The organism is Alteromonas marina, assembly GCF_000808575.1.
Classification (GTDB): Bacteria; Pseudomonadota; Gammaproteobacteria; order Enterobacterales; family Alteromonadaceae; genus Alteromonas; species Alteromonas marina_A.
Genome location: NZ_JWLW01000017.1, coordinates 1 through 15,423, shown reverse-complemented (window position 1 = coordinate 15,423; position 15,423 = coordinate 1). Strand labels below are relative to the sequence as shown.

At 43.0% G+C, this 15,423-nt stretch carries 13 protein-coding genes; 10 read left to right on the top strand and 3 right to left on the bottom strand.

Translation table 11 applies throughout. The features are described from left to right. Nucleotides 1-48: 48 nt before the first annotated feature. From rlmKL to rmf, 5 genes are all read left to right on the top strand, one after another. A complete protein-coding gene (rlmKL, locus tag RJ41_RS10280) occupies nucleotides 49-2,145 on the top strand; it encodes a bifunctional 23S rRNA (guanine(2069)-N(7))-methyltransferase RlmK/23S rRNA (guanine(2445)-N(2))-methyltransferase RlmL (RefSeq protein ID WP_039220179.1) in 2,097 nt (698 codons plus the stop codon). Then, a complete protein-coding gene (locus tag RJ41_RS10275; protein WP_039220177.1) occupies nucleotides 2,142-2,375 on the top strand; it encodes a glutaredoxin family protein in 234 nt (77 codons plus the stop codon). The genes rlmKL and RJ41_RS10275 overlap by 4 nt, the downstream gene beginning before the upstream one ends. Next, a complete protein-coding gene (gene uup, locus RJ41_RS10270) occupies nucleotides 2,372-4,312 on the top strand; it encodes an ATP-binding cassette ATPase Uup (protein WP_039220175.1) in 1,941 nt (646 codons plus the stop codon). The genes RJ41_RS10275 and uup overlap by 4 nt, the downstream gene beginning before the upstream one ends. 12 nt (nucleotides 4,313-4,324) lie before the next feature. Continuing rightward, complete coding sequence (locus RJ41_RS10265) at nucleotides 4,325-6,085, top strand: DUF3466 family protein (protein ID WP_039220172.1); 1,761 nt, start codon at nucleotides 4,325-4,327, stop codon at nucleotides 6,083-6,085. 299 nt (nucleotides 6,086-6,384) lie between these two features. After that, complete coding sequence (rmf, locus tag RJ41_RS10260; protein ID WP_039220169.1) at nucleotides 6,385-6,561, top strand: ribosome modulation factor; 177 nt, start codon at nucleotides 6,385-6,387, stop codon at nucleotides 6,559-6,561. Between the two features lie 98 nt (nucleotides 6,562-6,659). On the opposite strand, the gene fabA is transcribed toward rmf, so the two are convergent. After that, a complete protein-coding gene (gene fabA, locus RJ41_RS10255; RefSeq protein ID WP_039220166.1) occupies nucleotides 6,660-7,178 on the bottom strand; it encodes a bifunctional 3-hydroxydecanoyl-ACP dehydratase/trans-2-decenoyl-ACP isomerase in 519 nt (172 codons plus the stop codon). A 206-nt stretch (nucleotides 7,179-7,384) separates the two neighbouring features. Here fabA and RJ41_RS10250 point away from each other — a divergent pair, with 206 nt between their 5' ends. Next, nucleotides 7,385-7,672 (top strand): hypothetical protein, encoded by a 288-nt coding sequence (locus RJ41_RS10250; RefSeq protein ID WP_039220163.1) that lies wholly within the window; start codon nucleotides 7,385-7,387, stop codon nucleotides 7,670-7,672. On the opposite strand, the gene RJ41_RS10245 is transcribed toward RJ41_RS10250, so the two are convergent. Beyond that, the gene (locus RJ41_RS10245) at nucleotides 7,669-9,333 is read right to left on the bottom strand and encodes a cryptochrome/deoxyribodipyrimidine photo-lyase family protein (protein ID WP_039220160.1); all 1,665 of its coding nucleotides are present in this window, start codon (nucleotides 9,331-9,333) and stop codon (nucleotides 7,669-7,671) included. The two genes, RJ41_RS10250 and RJ41_RS10245, sit on opposite strands and share 4 nt — an antisense overlap. Before the next feature lie 12 nt (nucleotides 9,334-9,345). Continuing rightward, complete coding sequence (locus RJ41_RS10240) at nucleotides 9,346-10,653, bottom strand: DASH family cryptochrome (protein ID WP_039220159.1); 1,308 nt, start codon at nucleotides 10,651-10,653, stop codon at nucleotides 9,346-9,348. Nucleotides 10,654-10,763: 110 nt separating this feature from the next. Between RJ41_RS10240 and RJ41_RS10235 the strand changes: the two genes are divergently transcribed. From RJ41_RS10235 to RJ41_RS10225, 4 genes are all read left to right on the top strand, one after another. Beyond that, nucleotides 10,764-12,188: a cryptochrome/photolyase family protein gene (locus RJ41_RS10235; RefSeq protein WP_039220158.1), complete on the top strand. Its 1,425-nt coding sequence runs from the start codon at nucleotides 10,764-10,766 to the stop codon at nucleotides 12,186-12,188. Nucleotides 12,189-12,191: 3 nt separating this feature from the next. Beyond that, complete coding sequence (locus RJ41_RS10230) at nucleotides 12,192-13,730, top strand: cryptochrome/photolyase family protein (protein ID WP_039220157.1); 1,539 nt, start codon at nucleotides 12,192-12,194, stop codon at nucleotides 13,728-13,730. Next, nucleotides 13,717-13,863 (top strand): DUF2256 domain-containing protein, encoded by a 147-nt coding sequence (locus tag RJ41_RS18905; RefSeq protein WP_084081839.1) that lies wholly within the window; start codon nucleotides 13,717-13,719, stop codon nucleotides 13,861-13,863. The genes RJ41_RS10230 and RJ41_RS18905 overlap by 14 nt, the downstream gene beginning before the upstream one ends. Nucleotides 13,864-13,988: 125 nt before the next feature. Then, the gene (locus RJ41_RS10225) at nucleotides 13,989-15,287 is read left to right on the top strand and encodes a DUF2254 domain-containing protein (RefSeq protein WP_039220154.1); all 1,299 of its coding nucleotides are present in this window, start codon (nucleotides 13,989-13,991) and stop codon (nucleotides 15,285-15,287) included. The last annotated feature ends 136 nt before the right edge of the window (nucleotides 15,288-15,423 follow it).

Below are 15,423 nucleotides of genomic sequence, written 5' to 3'. Positions count from 1 at the left end.
TGTACGTGCTTTTTTCATAAAGTACGTACATCAAAAACAGGTACATGAATGAATACTATTCTGGTTACGACCAGTCGCGGTCTTGACGAACTATTAAAACAAGAAGTGCTAAGTCTCTGCCCTGATGCACAAATAAAGCAGGGCCCTGGCACTATTCAGTTTGAAGGCTCAAAAGAAGATGCGTATAAACTTTGCCTATGGTCACGGTTAGCTAACCGCGTGATCTGGGTACTAGCATCGGGGAAAGCAGGCGATGCAGATGCACTTTATAACACGGCGATGGGCATCGACTGGCAGATGCAAATGGATTCACGTCATACCTTATCTGTACAGTTTATCGGCACCAACTTTGCTATCAAAAACACCCAGTTTGGTGCAGTTAGAGTGAAAGACGCCATTGTAGATTCATTCGTAGAGCAAGGTTTGCCTCGCCCATCTGTCGAGCGCAAAAGCCCTGATATTTCTGTATATGCCAGATTGCACCGTGACAATGTGATTTTGGGTATCGACCTAGCTGGAGCTAGTTTACACCAACGCGCTTATCGACAAGAAACCGGTGACGCCCCGCTTAAAGAGCATATCGCCAGCGCAATGCTTATGCGCAGTGGTTGGACAGAAAACACCGAAGCGCCGTTGGTAGATTTAATGTGTGGTTCAGGCACCATTGCGATAGAAGCTGCCTATATTGCGCGTAATATTGCGCCGGGTATAAAGCGTTCGTACTGGGGCTTTACTAAGTGGCTTGGCCACGAAGCTAAAGTTTGGGAAGAGTTGGTAGAGCATGCCATATCTGTTCAAAAGCCAAACTGCGGCGGTATTTATGCCGGTGACTTCAGCCGTAAAATGGTGGCGATTGCTAAAGCCAACGCTGATTTTGCAGGCGTATTTAACGATATTTCGTTTTCACAGCAAGACGCAACAAAGTCTTCTCCACCGGTAGCCACTCCGGGCTACGTTGTCTCTAACCCACCTTACGGTGAGCGTTTGGGTGAACTGACTTCGTTAATCCCACTATTTAGTGATTGGGGTAAACGCTTTAAAGAAGCGTGGAAAGGTTGGCATGTGTCGCTTCTTAGCAGTAACCGCGATTTACTGCGCGTATTAAAGCTTCGCGCCACTAAAGACTATGCTATGAATAATGGTAAGTTAGAGTGTCGCTTAGCCAATTACGTACTTGATGAACAAAACACGGTCCAATTTAGTGAAGATGCCAGCAACCACGAGTTTGCAAATCGCCTTAAGAAAAACCTTAAACGCATGAAAGGCTGGATAAAAAGCGCAAACACAAACTGCTACCGTATTTACGATGCTGACTTACCTGATTATAACGTAGCCGTTGATAGATATGGTGATTGGCTGGTTGTTCAGGAATATGCACCGCCGAAAACCGTATCGGAAGATAAAGCCCGTAAACGTCTGCAAGAAGTATTACTGCACCTGCCTGCCGTAACTGGCGTATCCCCTAAGCATATTGCACTTAAAGTGCGTAGCCAACAAAAAGGGACCAAGCAATACGAGAAAATTAACCAGTCTGGCGACATGATGGAAGTGTTTGAAAATGGCGCTCGTTTCTTGGTTAACCTTACTGATTACTTAGATACCGGTCTTTTCCTAGACCATCGCAATACCCGTCAAAAAGTAAAAGCCTTGTCAAAAGACAAAGACGTACTAAATTTATTCTCCTACACAGGTAGTGTGTCGGTATTTGCGGCCATGGGCGGTGCCAAGTCTGTCACCACAGTAGACATGTCGAATACCTACTTGGAATGGGCAAAGAAAAACGTAGCGTTAAATAAACTAAGTGGGCCTCACGCATTCATTCAAGCGGATTGCACAACATGGTTGGGTTCGCACAAAGGTAAATATGACCTTATTTTCATCGACCCACCGTCGTTTTCAAATTCAAAGCGTATGCAGAACACGTGGGATGTTCAGCGCGACCATGTAAAAATGCTTACCGACGCCAAAGCCTGTTTAAAAGAGCAGGGGACTATAATCTTCTCTAACAATAAACGTGGTTTTAAGTTAGACGAGTCAGCCATCGCTACGCTTGGCTTAGCAATTGAAAATATTACTCACGAAACCATACCCGAAGATTTTGCCCGAAAAGGTAAGATACACCAGTGTTGGATTCTACGTTCATGAAAATAATCTTTTACACGGGCCCTCAATGTAGCCTCTGTGACCTAGCGGATGTTGAACTTCAGCAAACATCCAAGTTCTCGTCACTTGAAATTGCGAAAGTAAATATTCGTACAAGCACCGAGCTGTACCATTTATACGGTGCAAGGATCCCCGTATTGAAACGAGCAGATAACGAAAAAGAAATTGGCTGGCCTTTTACCGCAGCCGATTTAGAGGAGTTTCTTCAGTGAGCATTTTGCAGTTAAAAAACATCACTGTTATCTATGGAAATCCACCGCTTTTAGATGGTGTTGAACTTGTCGTACAGCCTAAAGAGCGTGTATGTTTGGTAGGTCGCAACGGAAGCGGTAAATCAACGCTGATGAAAGTTATCGCAGGTGATATTATTGCCGACGATGGCCAGCGTATTATTGAGAATAATACCGTCATAGCTCGTTTAGAGCAGGACCCGCCACAAACAACCGATGTAACTCTGTTTGATTACGTTGCTGAGGGATTATCTGACGTAGGTGAAACGCTAAAAGCCTATTTCCATCAAACGCGCATTGTGGGTGAAGACCCAAGTGAAGCTAATTTAAATAAACTTCAACGACTACAAGAACAATTAGAAGCAAGAGATGCGTGGCAGTTCGAACAGCAAATTGAACAAACGCTTACTATGCTTAAACTTGACCCTGAGATATCGTTATCGACGTTATCTGGGGGCTGGCGTAGAAAAGCAGCGTTAGCACGTGCGCTTGTTAGACAGCCTGATTTATTGCTGTTAGATGAACCTACCAACCACCTTGATATTGAAATGATCCGCTGGCTTGAATCGAGCTTGAGCAATTACCAGGGTGCTATCGTGTTTGTAAGCCACGACCGTGCATTTATACGCGCTATGGCGACACGTATTATTGACCTAGATCGCGGGTCTGTTACCAGCTATCCAGGCAATTACGAAACCTACCTTGAGAAAAAGCAGCACGACTTAGAGGTCGAAGCGTCCCAAAACGCGGAGTTTGATAAAAAGCTTGCGCAAGAAGAAGTATGGATCCGTCAGGGTATCAAAGCCCGTCGTACCCGCAACGAGGGCCGAGTAAGGGCACTCAAAAAACTCCGGGAAGAGCGCAAAGCAAGAAGAGCGGTACAAGGAAATGCCGTTGTCAATCAACATCAAGGCGTACGCTCTGGCAAAATGGTATTTGAGGTAAAAGACTTAACCTATAGCATTGAAGGTAAGCCTATTGTTAAAGACTTAAACCTAAATGTATTACGTGGTGATAAGCTTGCCCTGATTGGGCCTAACGGCAGCGGAAAAAGTACGCTCATCAAGCTTTTATTAGGTGAGTTACAGCCTGATAGTGGGAATTGCAAGCAGGGCACTAATTTAGAAGTCGCTTATTTCGATCAACATCGACACGGATTAGATTTAGAAAAGACTGTTATTGACGCTGTAGGGGATGGTAAGCGCGATCTTATGGTGAACGGCCACCCGCGCCACGTTATCAGCTACTTGCAAGACTATCTATTCACGCCTGAACGCGTTAATGCGCCGGTTAAGTCGCTATCTGGTGGTGAAAAGAACCGCCTAATGTTGGCCAAACTTATGCTTAAGCCAAGTAATGTTCTTGTGCTGGATGAGCCAACTAACGATCTTGATGTTGAAACCTTAGAAATGCTCGAAACCTTACTCAATGAATATACCGGCACTGTTCTGTTGGTGAGCCACGATAGGGAGTTTGTTGATAACGTAGCAAATAGTAGCGTGGTTTTCGAAGGTAATGGTTTGCTCAGAGAGTTTATTGGGGGTTTCACTGACGTAGAAAACTGGTATAAAGAACAACAGGAAAAACGTCAGCAAATCGAAAAGGAAGAAAAAGCCAAGGTAAAGAATGAAACTAATTCAGCTTCAGACAGTCCTAGTGCTAAGTCTTCTCCCCGTAAGACGAAAAAGTTATCATACAAAGACCAGCGTGAGCTTGAGTCCTTACCCAAAGAGCTGGAAACGCTCGAGGAGGAACTTGAGGCTATGCAAGAGAAAGTTAACCATCCAGACTTTTTCAAACAAGACAGTGACACTACTGCCAAGGCACTAGCCGAATTGGCAGATAAAGAAGAATTACTTTCCCAGAAATATGCGCGCTGGGATGAACTAGAAAGTATGCTGGAAGATAATCAGCAGTAAATAGGATTTTAAATGAAACGAACTCAGCTTGCCGCCGCCGTTCTATTGGCAACAGGAAGTGTTTCGGCATTTGCCGCGACCTATTCAGTGACACCTCTTCCTTTGCAGGATACCGCTAGAAATAATTTTGCTCGTTCAATTGATAATTCAGGCAAAATGTTGTCTGTTGTGCAACTTGAATACAACCCACCTATAGATGTGGAGCAGTTAGAAGAAGATACCACGTTCTTCGATGTTAACGGTGATGATTTAGAAAACGAAGATGACGCACGTCAAGGTGTATTCACTGATGCAGATTACTCATCTATTGTTAACTATCTGCTTGCCAACGCCAATGCAGTCACTGGTCAAAAGCTTGCACCGTATAGAACCTATATCACCGATACCCAAGATATTTCTTTAGTTCCGGGTTTAGACGAAGTTACTGAAAAGTTCGAAGATTATACGCGTTCTGTAGAAGCGATAGGCCGAGATAGTCTGAATGGCAACTTCATTGTAGGTGATTCATCTGGGTTGGTGGTATTAGACCCGTATGAGAATGAAAATGGTAATACCATCAATTATACCTACCCTGAATCAGCGCAGCAGGGTTTTGTTCAGACCTCAGGTGCGACTAAAGCGTTGCCAGCAGTAGACACGACAGCAGGCGGTTTCTCTTCGGCCCGGGCAATCAACTCGAACCTGCAAGTTGCAGGCTTCAGTACAGTAAGTTTCCAAGACAGTGTCGATGAGGCAATTGAATCCTGTGCCGACGCAGAGCTTCGTGGTGACCAGTCTGAAGGACGTTGTCTTTTTACCGTTTACAATGGTGATTTTTCGGTACCGCGCATCTCAAGCTACTACTTGAATACATCCACAAACTATTTGCCCGGCTTCGTTTTATTGTCTGAGGTTAATGCCACGATTTGGCAAATTGACGTTAATGGTGATGTGATCAGCACAGATACGTATCCGCTGTTATTTGAGCCAGATGAAGATGACTCAGCACACTATTTTACTTATGCTTATGACATCAATAATCAGGGTATTGCCGTTGGTGAGGGGCTAACAGGTGATCGTATTACGATTACTCGCCCTAACCAGTCTGGATTAACAGAAAGCGAGCGTGTTGCCACTGTATTTAGAGACGGCGAAACTATTGAACTCCTTCCTCGAGAGGAGAATATTATCAGCCAAGCCATTGCTATTAATGATGAGAACTGGGTAACAGGTGCAGTGCTTCGTTCGCGAAGCGATATCGCACGTTCACGCCTTTTTGTTTACAACCTAGATACCCAAGAACAGAAATATCCAGATGGATTCTTCGTCAGTGCAGGTGTGACTGCAAACGCTATCAACAATAACAATATTGTGGTGGGCAAGGCGGATGTTGAAGCGACAACCGACACCCTACGTGAAACTGCAGCGTTTATGTACAATATCGATACAGAAGAGTTCTTAGATCTCAATGATCTAGTGTCTTGTGACAATACTTATGAATTGATTGAAGCAGTTGATATCAATGACGATAACGAAATTATCGCCAATGCGCGTATTAAAACAAACAGTAAATACATAACTGGCGTTGACATTATTAACTCAAGCGGAGAGACACAATTAGTTGACTCTATTGTAGCGGTTAAGCTTACGCCATTGGCTAATGGCTCTGTCGATGATTGTGAAGTACCTGAAGACGAACAACCATTTGAGCGCAGCGGTGCATCAACGGGTTGGCTCGCATTTTTCGGTTTATTTGCTGCGGCGTTTGTACGTAGACGTTTTAGGAAACAATAGAACTCTATGGTCGATTTTTAGACCGCTTTAGAAAGCCACATTCGTGTGGCTTTTTTTATGCCAAAAAAATAAAAAAATAGACATATTTATGCATAAAAAATGTAACATAAATTTCATCGAAACTTCATTTATTTAAAGCTTGTCAAGCGTTTTAATTTTATATTTTTCTTGAACCATTTTGTTAATTGCACTATCACAGTAATGTACGCAATTAATTTTCCGGCACTATCAACCGATATGATGTAGAGCGCTCGTGAAAATGATTTGTTGTACATTCAACAAACAAAAGAGGCTAATCAATGAAAAGACAAAAAAGAGATAAAATGACTCGCGCCCATTCTAAAGGCTATCAAGCTGGTATCAGCGGTCGTTCAAAGGAAAATTGTCCATTTCAGCAAAACGATGCACGTTCACAGTGGTTAGGTGGATGGCGTGAGGCAGTAGAAGATAGACACTTAGGTTTAAGTGTTAAATAACACTTCTCTTTTATGAACTGATTATGCAAAAAGGAAAGCCCCTGAAAAGGGGCTTTTTTAGTTCTATCGCTTGTTATTCAATGTCGATTAAAAAGCGATTAAAAATTCGATGTATCTTGGAACAAGCCTACTTTCAAATCTTTCGCAACATAGATTTCGCGACCGTCGACTTCAACCGAGCCATCAGCCATACCCATAAAGAGTTTACGCTTAATCACACGCTTCATCGTGATCTTATAAGTGACCTTTTTAGCTGTGGGGAGTATTTGGCCGGTAAACTTAACTTCACCAACACCAAGCGCACGACCTTTTCCAGGGCCGCCACTCCAACCAAGGAAGAAACCCACAAGCTGCCACATTGCATCTAGGCCAAGACAGCCAGGCATAACAGGGTCGCCTGGAAAGTGGCAGTCAAAAAACCATAAATCTGGCGTGATATCTAATTCAGCAATAATTTCGCCTTTTCCATGTTCGCCGCCATCTTCAGTAATTGAAACTACGCGGTCCACCATCAGCATATTAGGGGCTGGTAGTTGACTGTTGCCCGGACCAAACATTTCACCGCGACTACATGCCAACAAATCTTCTTTGTTAAAACTACTTTTCTTCTCTGACATTCCCAACTCATTGTTGTTATTAAAGTGACGGTGTTAATTTAGCGAACACTTGTACGCCAAACAACTCTGAACAGTCATTTTTCTGAAGAAAAACGCGTGCTAAGATACTCAAAGTTAATTTAACCGTACGGATATCGCCCTACAAGTTCAATTTATAAACAGCGATTAAACTACGCTTCACAATATCGTATCTATGTGTGAAAACTATGACAGATCAAACAACAAAAAAAACCAGTAAAAAAAGCCCTGTAGATAGAGCAAAAGCAAACGCTGATAAACAAAGACGCTTTAGAGAGAGACAAAAAGACGCAGGGAAAAAGTTAGTGAGAGGTTATGTTAGTCCAGAAGCAAAAGTATGCTATGACGAAATCCGAGATAAAACAGGTTGGACCGACAGCGAAGCTATGTCTAATGCTATGCGACTTATGTATGCTGCCTACAAGTGTGGCCAAATTAAGCTTTTAAATGAATGGCTTAGAAAAAATAACCGTTAAGTTGTTTTATTGACTTTATTGTTTAACCACGCGCGGCTTGGACTATTTTGCATGGTATGACGCCTAACTATGCGCTGCGCTTCTTCAATGACATCATCGCGCTCTCGAAAGTCCCACAACCTTTTTGCAGTCATGCGGTTATTTTGAGAGATATCTATAATTGGTGCGATATAATCACGGTCAATATTAAAGTCCAACATCTGCGCTTCTAATGGCGGTAGTAAATAGGGAGCATGAACCGCTTCGTTAGGTAGACTCGCCAACTCAGGTACCCACTTCTTTATAAAGACACCCTCGGGGTCTAGCTTTTGTGACTGTGTCGCTGGATTGTAAAGGCGCACAGTGTGAATACCAGTAACACTCGCCTGCATTTGTATTTGTGGGTAATGGATACCGGGTTCAAAATCTAAAAATTGAGAGGCTAGATAGTGAGCCGCTTTTAACCAATGCACATTTAAGTGGTGGCACAAAAAACTGGTTACCATTGCTCGCATCCGAAAGTTAATATAACCAGTATGTTTTAGTGCTCGCATGCATGCGTCTACCAATGGGTATCCAGTACGGCCAGTCGACCAGCGATAAAAGCGTCGTTCAGCTTCAGGTCCATCTATGAAAGGAAATTTTTCGTATGCGCTATTCATAGGACGCCACTCGATACTGGCTTCGCTTTCAAATTTTTGAATAAAGTGACAGTGCCAGTGCAGTCTAGATGTTAAGGCAGATAGGGCGCGACTCCACTGTTTGCGCTGTGATGTTGGTAAAGCTTTCTTAGCTTGCTTTTCTAGTTGAACGCTTTGATATACCTGCTTTATCGAAATATTGCCCCATGCGAGATATGGGCTCAATCGCGAACATGCTCGACGTGCATATTCAGGCTTTGAAATATGCTGGTGATAATACTGCCCACGATGGCTGAAAAAGTTTTTTAACACTTGCCAAGCACGTTTCTCACCGCCAGGTTGCATTGAAGCAATATCGGATGCGACTTCATTTTTGGTGTACTCAGACTTGTATACGTTACATTCACCTCTGTCAGAATAGTCTTTAGGTCGGTCGGATGGAAAGTATTTTAATTCAGCTATTTCCTCAATAGATTTAGACGCTTTTTTAAGACTAGCATGCTCACGCCAATTAACCCATTTTGCAGCTTCTATATCAAAATCATAGGTGGCAGCTGCAAAATGACGTTCCCAGTTTTGCTGCCAATGCGTTCGATGGGGTAACCCACGTAATACTGCACCATACTGATATTCAGTAAATGAGATAGCTTTACTTTTCAAATATTTGGAAACAACAACGTCACGGTTATGCGTAACCTCAAGGCCTATCTCTTGGTAACTCCTAACCGCACCAATGTTGTAATTTTGAGCAATGAGTTCAAGTGCTTCTATTACTTCACAGTGCAAGGTCAAAACACGTGTATGAGAGGGTAATTGGCTATTGATGTCATCAACACTTTGCTGCATAAATCGCCAATGACGTATGTCCATATGCGGGTCTGCAATAACCGAAGGTTCCCAACAAAACAGTGGGAGCAATTTTTCACCCGCTTCTACAGCGCGATAAAAAGGTTCGTGATCACGTAAGCGAAGGTCTCGCTTTAACCAGATAACCGTGACTCTCTCTATAGAGTCAGCCCCTTTACATTCATTTGACACCATACCGTTAAATAACTACAGCCATTTGTTGCGAAATTGGCCTTCCGGATCGTAGATTTCAGTCTGCTTTTGTAGGTTGAATTGCCTGTGTCCACGAGGGTCACTCCCCACACCAGCAAGGTAAAGCCAGTTTCCCCAGTTGCTACCCACATCGTAGTCAACTAACTGGTGTTCAAACCATGCTGCACCGTATCGCCAGTCTTGTCGCAGCTCATGCACAAAGCAACTGGCAACGAGTTGTCTGCCGCGATTCGACATATATCCCGTCTCTGCAAGTTGTCGCATACACGCATCTACAATTGGATATCCGGTTTTACCCTCACACCACTGCGCAAAGGTCTCAGGGCAATGTGAAGTAGAAGGCTTTTTACCTTGAATGCCGCTAAAGCGAAACCACTTAGCGCCGTATTTACACTGTAGCCAGTGGAAGAACTCACGCCACAGCAGTTCAAAGTAAATCCAGTAGGTGGAGTCGTTTTTTTCAACAGTCTCTTCAAAGTGATGAACTTGCCTCATCACTTCTCGTACAGAAAGAGAACCATTAGCTAAGAAAGCAGATAACTTCGTACTGTCTTTCCATGTGTCGAGTGCGTTTCGTGTTTCCTTGTACGTTGCCGCAGCATGCCAAGCAAATAAATATTTGTTCAGGTGCGAGAGCGCCGCGGTTTCACCACCAATAAACGTCAAATCTGAAGGTTCAGGCAAATCGAGGTCGAGCGTTACTAAAAAAGACGCGTCTATAGCCGGTGTAAAAGAGGGAGGCAGTCGCTCTATAGTGGGGTGAACCGCTAATGGTTCGCAGTGTTTTTCTACCTTTCTTCTAAAAGGGCTAAAAACATCGGGCATTTCTTCAATACTAAAAGGAAGTGATTGTGCTTCAAACAATCCAAATGTGGAAGTTTCGATAACGGTTAGTTTTTCGAAGAAGCGCTTAACTGTGTTTAACTCTGCAGTCTCATCATAGCCACAATATTGGCTCACTCCAAGATGTGTATATAGCCCAAACCTTAATAGTTCAACTAAACACTCAGCGGCACTGCCTTTTACAACCAGTAGTTCGTGTCCCAACTTTGCTAATTTGCGTTTTAAGTCTATCAGTGTCTGTAGCAAAAAGGTGTGCCTGTGTTCGCCCATTGGCGAGATACCGAATGAATTTGGGGTAAAGTTTTTGTCATCCAAAATATAAACGAACGTGACTTGGCTGACCTCGTCGCATAATGCAGAAATAGCCGCATTATCGTGAAGCCTCAAGTCGTGCCTGAACCAGAATAGGCCTCGTTGACAAGTATTTTCAGATTTATAGTTAGACTGCTGATTTTTCATACTAATTTATGTGCTTTTTTGATGATTACACGGATCCTGAAACCGCTTAACTTCGTAAGATAACCAATACGAAATATATTTAGATTTGGCGCAACGCCTGAGGAAAAAAAGTGACAGTTCCTGTTAGTATCATGTGGTTCAGACAAGACCTTCGCGTAAAAGACAATCCGGCATTAAATGCAGCGTGTGATATGGGTAAGATCGTACCTATTTACATTTATGATGATACAACCCCTGACGGAAGAGTACCTGGAGGAGCCAGCAAGTGGTGGCTTCATCATTCTCTCGCTTCTCTTAACCAACGTCTTAACGGTCACTTGCAAATTTTTAAAGGTGATCCACAAGTTCTGCTTCCAAAGTTATTGAAAGCATTCAATGCAAAAGGCGTCTTTTGGAATCGATGTTACGAGCCTTGGCAAATCAATCGCGACAAAGCGATTAAGCAATCTCTAATTGACAGCGATTATGAAGCACATAGCTGTAATGGAAGTCTTTTATGGGAGCCAATGAAAGTACTTAAAAAAGACGGCACGCCGTACCGCGTATTTACGCCTTATTACAAGAAAGGCTGTTTGCAAGTTGAAGAGCCGCGATACCCCAAAGCGCCGCCAGCACGTATTACTTATGCAGACGTAGAAAATGAGGGTATTGAATTAGCATCGCTAGACTTGCTACCCACTATTAAGTGGGATGAAACCATCACTAAAGAGTGGACACCAGGCGAAGACGGCGCCGCTGACAATTTAGCTGACTTTATTGAAAATTCTGCACGACAATATAAAGACGGACGTGACATTCCCTCATCACGAGGAACATCACGCTTATCACCGCATTTACATTTTGGCGAAGTTTCGCCAAACCAAGTTTGGTATGCAATAAAAGACAAATTTGGAAATAGCGAAGACAAAAGCATTGAAACCTATTTGAGCGAGTTAGGGTGGCGTGAGTTTAGCTATTACTTGCTGTTTCATTTTCCAACACTGCCAAACAAAAACTTCAACGATAAGTTCGATAAATTTCCTTGGCGCACAGATGCAAAGGCACTTAAAGCGTGGCAAAAAGGAAAAACGGGTATTCCTATTGTTGACGCCGGTATGCGAGAACTATGGCAAACAGGCTACATGCATAATCGCGTACGCATGATTGTTGGCTCGTTCTTGGTTAAAAATTTATTGCTTAGTTGGCATGAAGGCGAAAGATGGTTTTGGGACACATTATTAGATGCTGATCTTGCCAGTAACAGTGCCAGTTGGCAGTGGGTTGCGGGTTCTGGAGCAGACGCAGCGCCTTACTTCAGAATATTTAACCCAATACTACAAGGCGAAAAGTTTGATAAAAAAGGCAATTATGTACGTAAGTATTGTCCAGAATTAAATAAGCTTTCGGATAAGTACATACACAAGCCATGGGAAGCCCCTTCGGCAATATTGAAAGATGCAGGGATTGAACTTGGTAAGGAATACCCAAAGCCAATTGTTGATTTAAAAGCATCGCGTCAACGCGCGCTAGACGCATTCCAGCAAATAAAAGAGTAGGGTATGGCAGCACTTATTTTAGTTTTAGGCGATCAGCTTACAGAGACGTTGCCAGCAATTGCCAATGCAGTAAAAAGCAAAGACACAATTTTGATGGCCGAAGTCCGTGAAGAAGCCACCTACGTTAAGCACCATAAGAAGAAGATAGCGTTTTTGTTTAGCGCAATGCGTCATTTTGCCAAAGCGTTGCGAGACGACAATTTTAACGTTAACTATGTTCATTATAGCGACAAAAACAATCAGGGCGATTTGCTCGCTCAGGTTAAGCATGAACTTAGCGGAAATGATTTTGACGAAGTAAAAGTGACCATGCCAGGTGAGCACCGGTTGCTCAAAAGCATGGAGCAATGGGAAAGCGTACTTGGTAAACCCGTTACTATCTGTGAAGACAATCGTTTCTTATCCACACCACAAGAATTTTCAGACTGGGCGGAAGGTAAAAAACAGCTTCGCATGGAGTTTTTTTACCGTGAAATGCGTCGTAAACACAACGTGCTCATGGACGGGAGAAATCCCATTGGTGGCAAGTGGAATTACGATGCCCAAAATCGTGAATCTATGCCGGAAACGCACAAAGTCCCTAAGCACACCACATTCGACATTGACGACATTACTTCGAATGTGATTGAACTAGTAAAAGACGAATTCAGCGACCATTTTGGTGATATCGATAACTTTCACTTTGCGGTAACGCGGGAAGACGCCCTAACCGTTTTAAATACCTTTATAGAAGAAAGGCTACCAAATTTCGGTCAGTATCAAGATGCCATGGTCGAGGGAAAGCCTTGGCTTTATCATTCACATATCGCGTTTTATTTGAACTGCGGTTTATTGACGCCAAAAGAAGCCATTCATGCAGCCGAGCAAGCTTACCATGCCGGGCAAGTTCCACTGAATTCTGCTGAAGGGTTCATTCGCCAGATTCTGGGCTGGCGAGAGTATGTCAGAGGCTTCTACTGGCACTTTATGCCAAATCTAAAAACCGATAATTACTTCAATAACAGCCGCGCATTGCCTTCATTCTTTTGGGACGCCCAGACGAATATGAACTGTATGCGCCAATGTATAAAAGAGACCCAACAAAACGCGTATGCGCACCACATACAGCGGCTGATGGTGATTGGCAACTTCAGCCTGTTAACCGAACTGAGCCCCGAAGAGGTACAAGCGTGGTATTTACTTGTTTACGCTGATGCTTATGAATGGGTTGAACTGCCCAACGTTGCTGGCATGATTTTGTATAGCGACGGTGGAAACTTAGCTAGCAAGCCCTATGTCGCTAGTGGTAGCTATATCAATAAAATGAGTAACTACTGCAAAAACTGTGGGTATCAGGTTTCGAAAAAAACCGGTCCAAAGGCGTGCCCGTTCAACTATTTGTATTGGCATTTTATAGATAAGCACAAAGAAAAATTAAGTAATAACCACCGCATGGCCATGATTTATAAGACCTACGGGCGAATGAAAGAAGAAAACATAGAAACTATGAAGCAGGATGCCTCAACATTCCTGACTAAGCTAACCAAAAATGAAGAAGTCTGATTTACCCACCAAAATTTGCCCGGTTTGTCAGAGACCATTTGCTTGGCGCAAAAAGTGGGAAAAGAACTGGGAAAATGTACGATATTGCTCTAAGCGTTGTTCTGGTAATAGGAAAAGCGCTGAAGGCAAATAATAATTGTGAAAAAGGCTTTTATCCAGGCTCACGCCACATTTAAAAACCACGTTATGAAATGGTCTAGTTAAACATTTGTTTCTAGCGGTACGTATAAAACGTAGTGGAAATACAAGGAGTGTTTTATGGAAGCACCAATCACCGTAGATAGACTGCGTTTCCTTTTATACAGTGTAAAAGAAAAACTTTGGGTAAAACCTCTTGGCTTTTGTTTGCTCTCAATCTTTGCTGTATTCGTCGCTAAAGTAGCAGACGGGACTTCATTGGCTGAGCATATTCCTGAAATAAAACCCGAATCAGTTGAAACACTCCTTTCAATAATGGCATCTAGCATGATGGTGATCGCCACGTTTTCTGCAGGTACCATGGTCAATGCTTATGCTTCGGCCAGTCAGTCGTCAACGCCGCGTTCTCTAAGCCTTATAATATCCGATGATGTATCACAAAATGCACTGTCAGTTTTCATAGGCGCATTTATCTATAGTGCTGTAGCGCTTACTGCAATGACTCAAGCTTTTTTCGATGAAGCCGGGCTTTTCATTTTGTTTTGTCTAACCTGTCTGGCTTTTTCGATAGTTATTTTAACTTTTATCCGGTGGGTAGACAGCGTTGCACGATTAGGTCGCGTGGGGTCAACGTTATTAAAAGTGGAGCGCGCCACAACACGTGCGATTAAAAACAGAATAGATATGCCGTGCTTAGGCGCAGTACCGCAAGAGCAAATAAAAGAGCAGGGGACGTATGCCATTTATACTAAACAAGTGGGCTATATTCAGCTTATAGACATTGCCAAGCTGCAAAAATCAGCTGATAAAAACGACAGCTTTATCAATGTCGCCATGTTACCCGGTGAGTTTGTTTCACCAGAGCGTGTCATAGCATATTCGAATAAAAAGGTAGTATCAGATGAAATTGTTGACGCATTTACTATAGGTGAAGCCAGGTCCTTCGAGGCTGATCCTCGCTTTGGCTTTATCGTACTAGCCGAAATTGCATCTCGTGCATTATCGCCATCGGTTAATGACCATGGCACTGCAATAAATACCATTAGCAGCATTACACGCCTTATGTTGTTGTGGCACAAGCCCAAATCCGAAACTGACAACTCGCAAAAAAATAGCGCTCAGCATGAGGAGTTTAAATATGACCGCATTTCATTGCCTGCGTTAAATGTGAATGATCTATTTGACGATGCTTACACCAGCATTGCCCGTGATGGTGCTGCTAATATTGAAGTTGCTATCCGAATACAAAAGTCACTAAAAACAATTAAAGCGTGCTTTAAAAATGAAGGTACAATCATAGAAAGAGACTTTTTTGAGGCGGCGTCTAAGTTAGCGACGCAAAGTTACGAACGTGCAAAGTTGGCATTAGATTACGAAGACGATATTAAGCGAATTGAGCGCGTTTATAATAATCACTAAACGTGTAAGTTATTACTGCCAAAGTCACTACTAAAAATGCTTAAAGTAAACAACTAGCCAGTCTATATAATCTCTGCATTCCACAAACAATGTAATCCACGTAAATGATCGTTCGAGTTTCTTCATGTAGTTAATC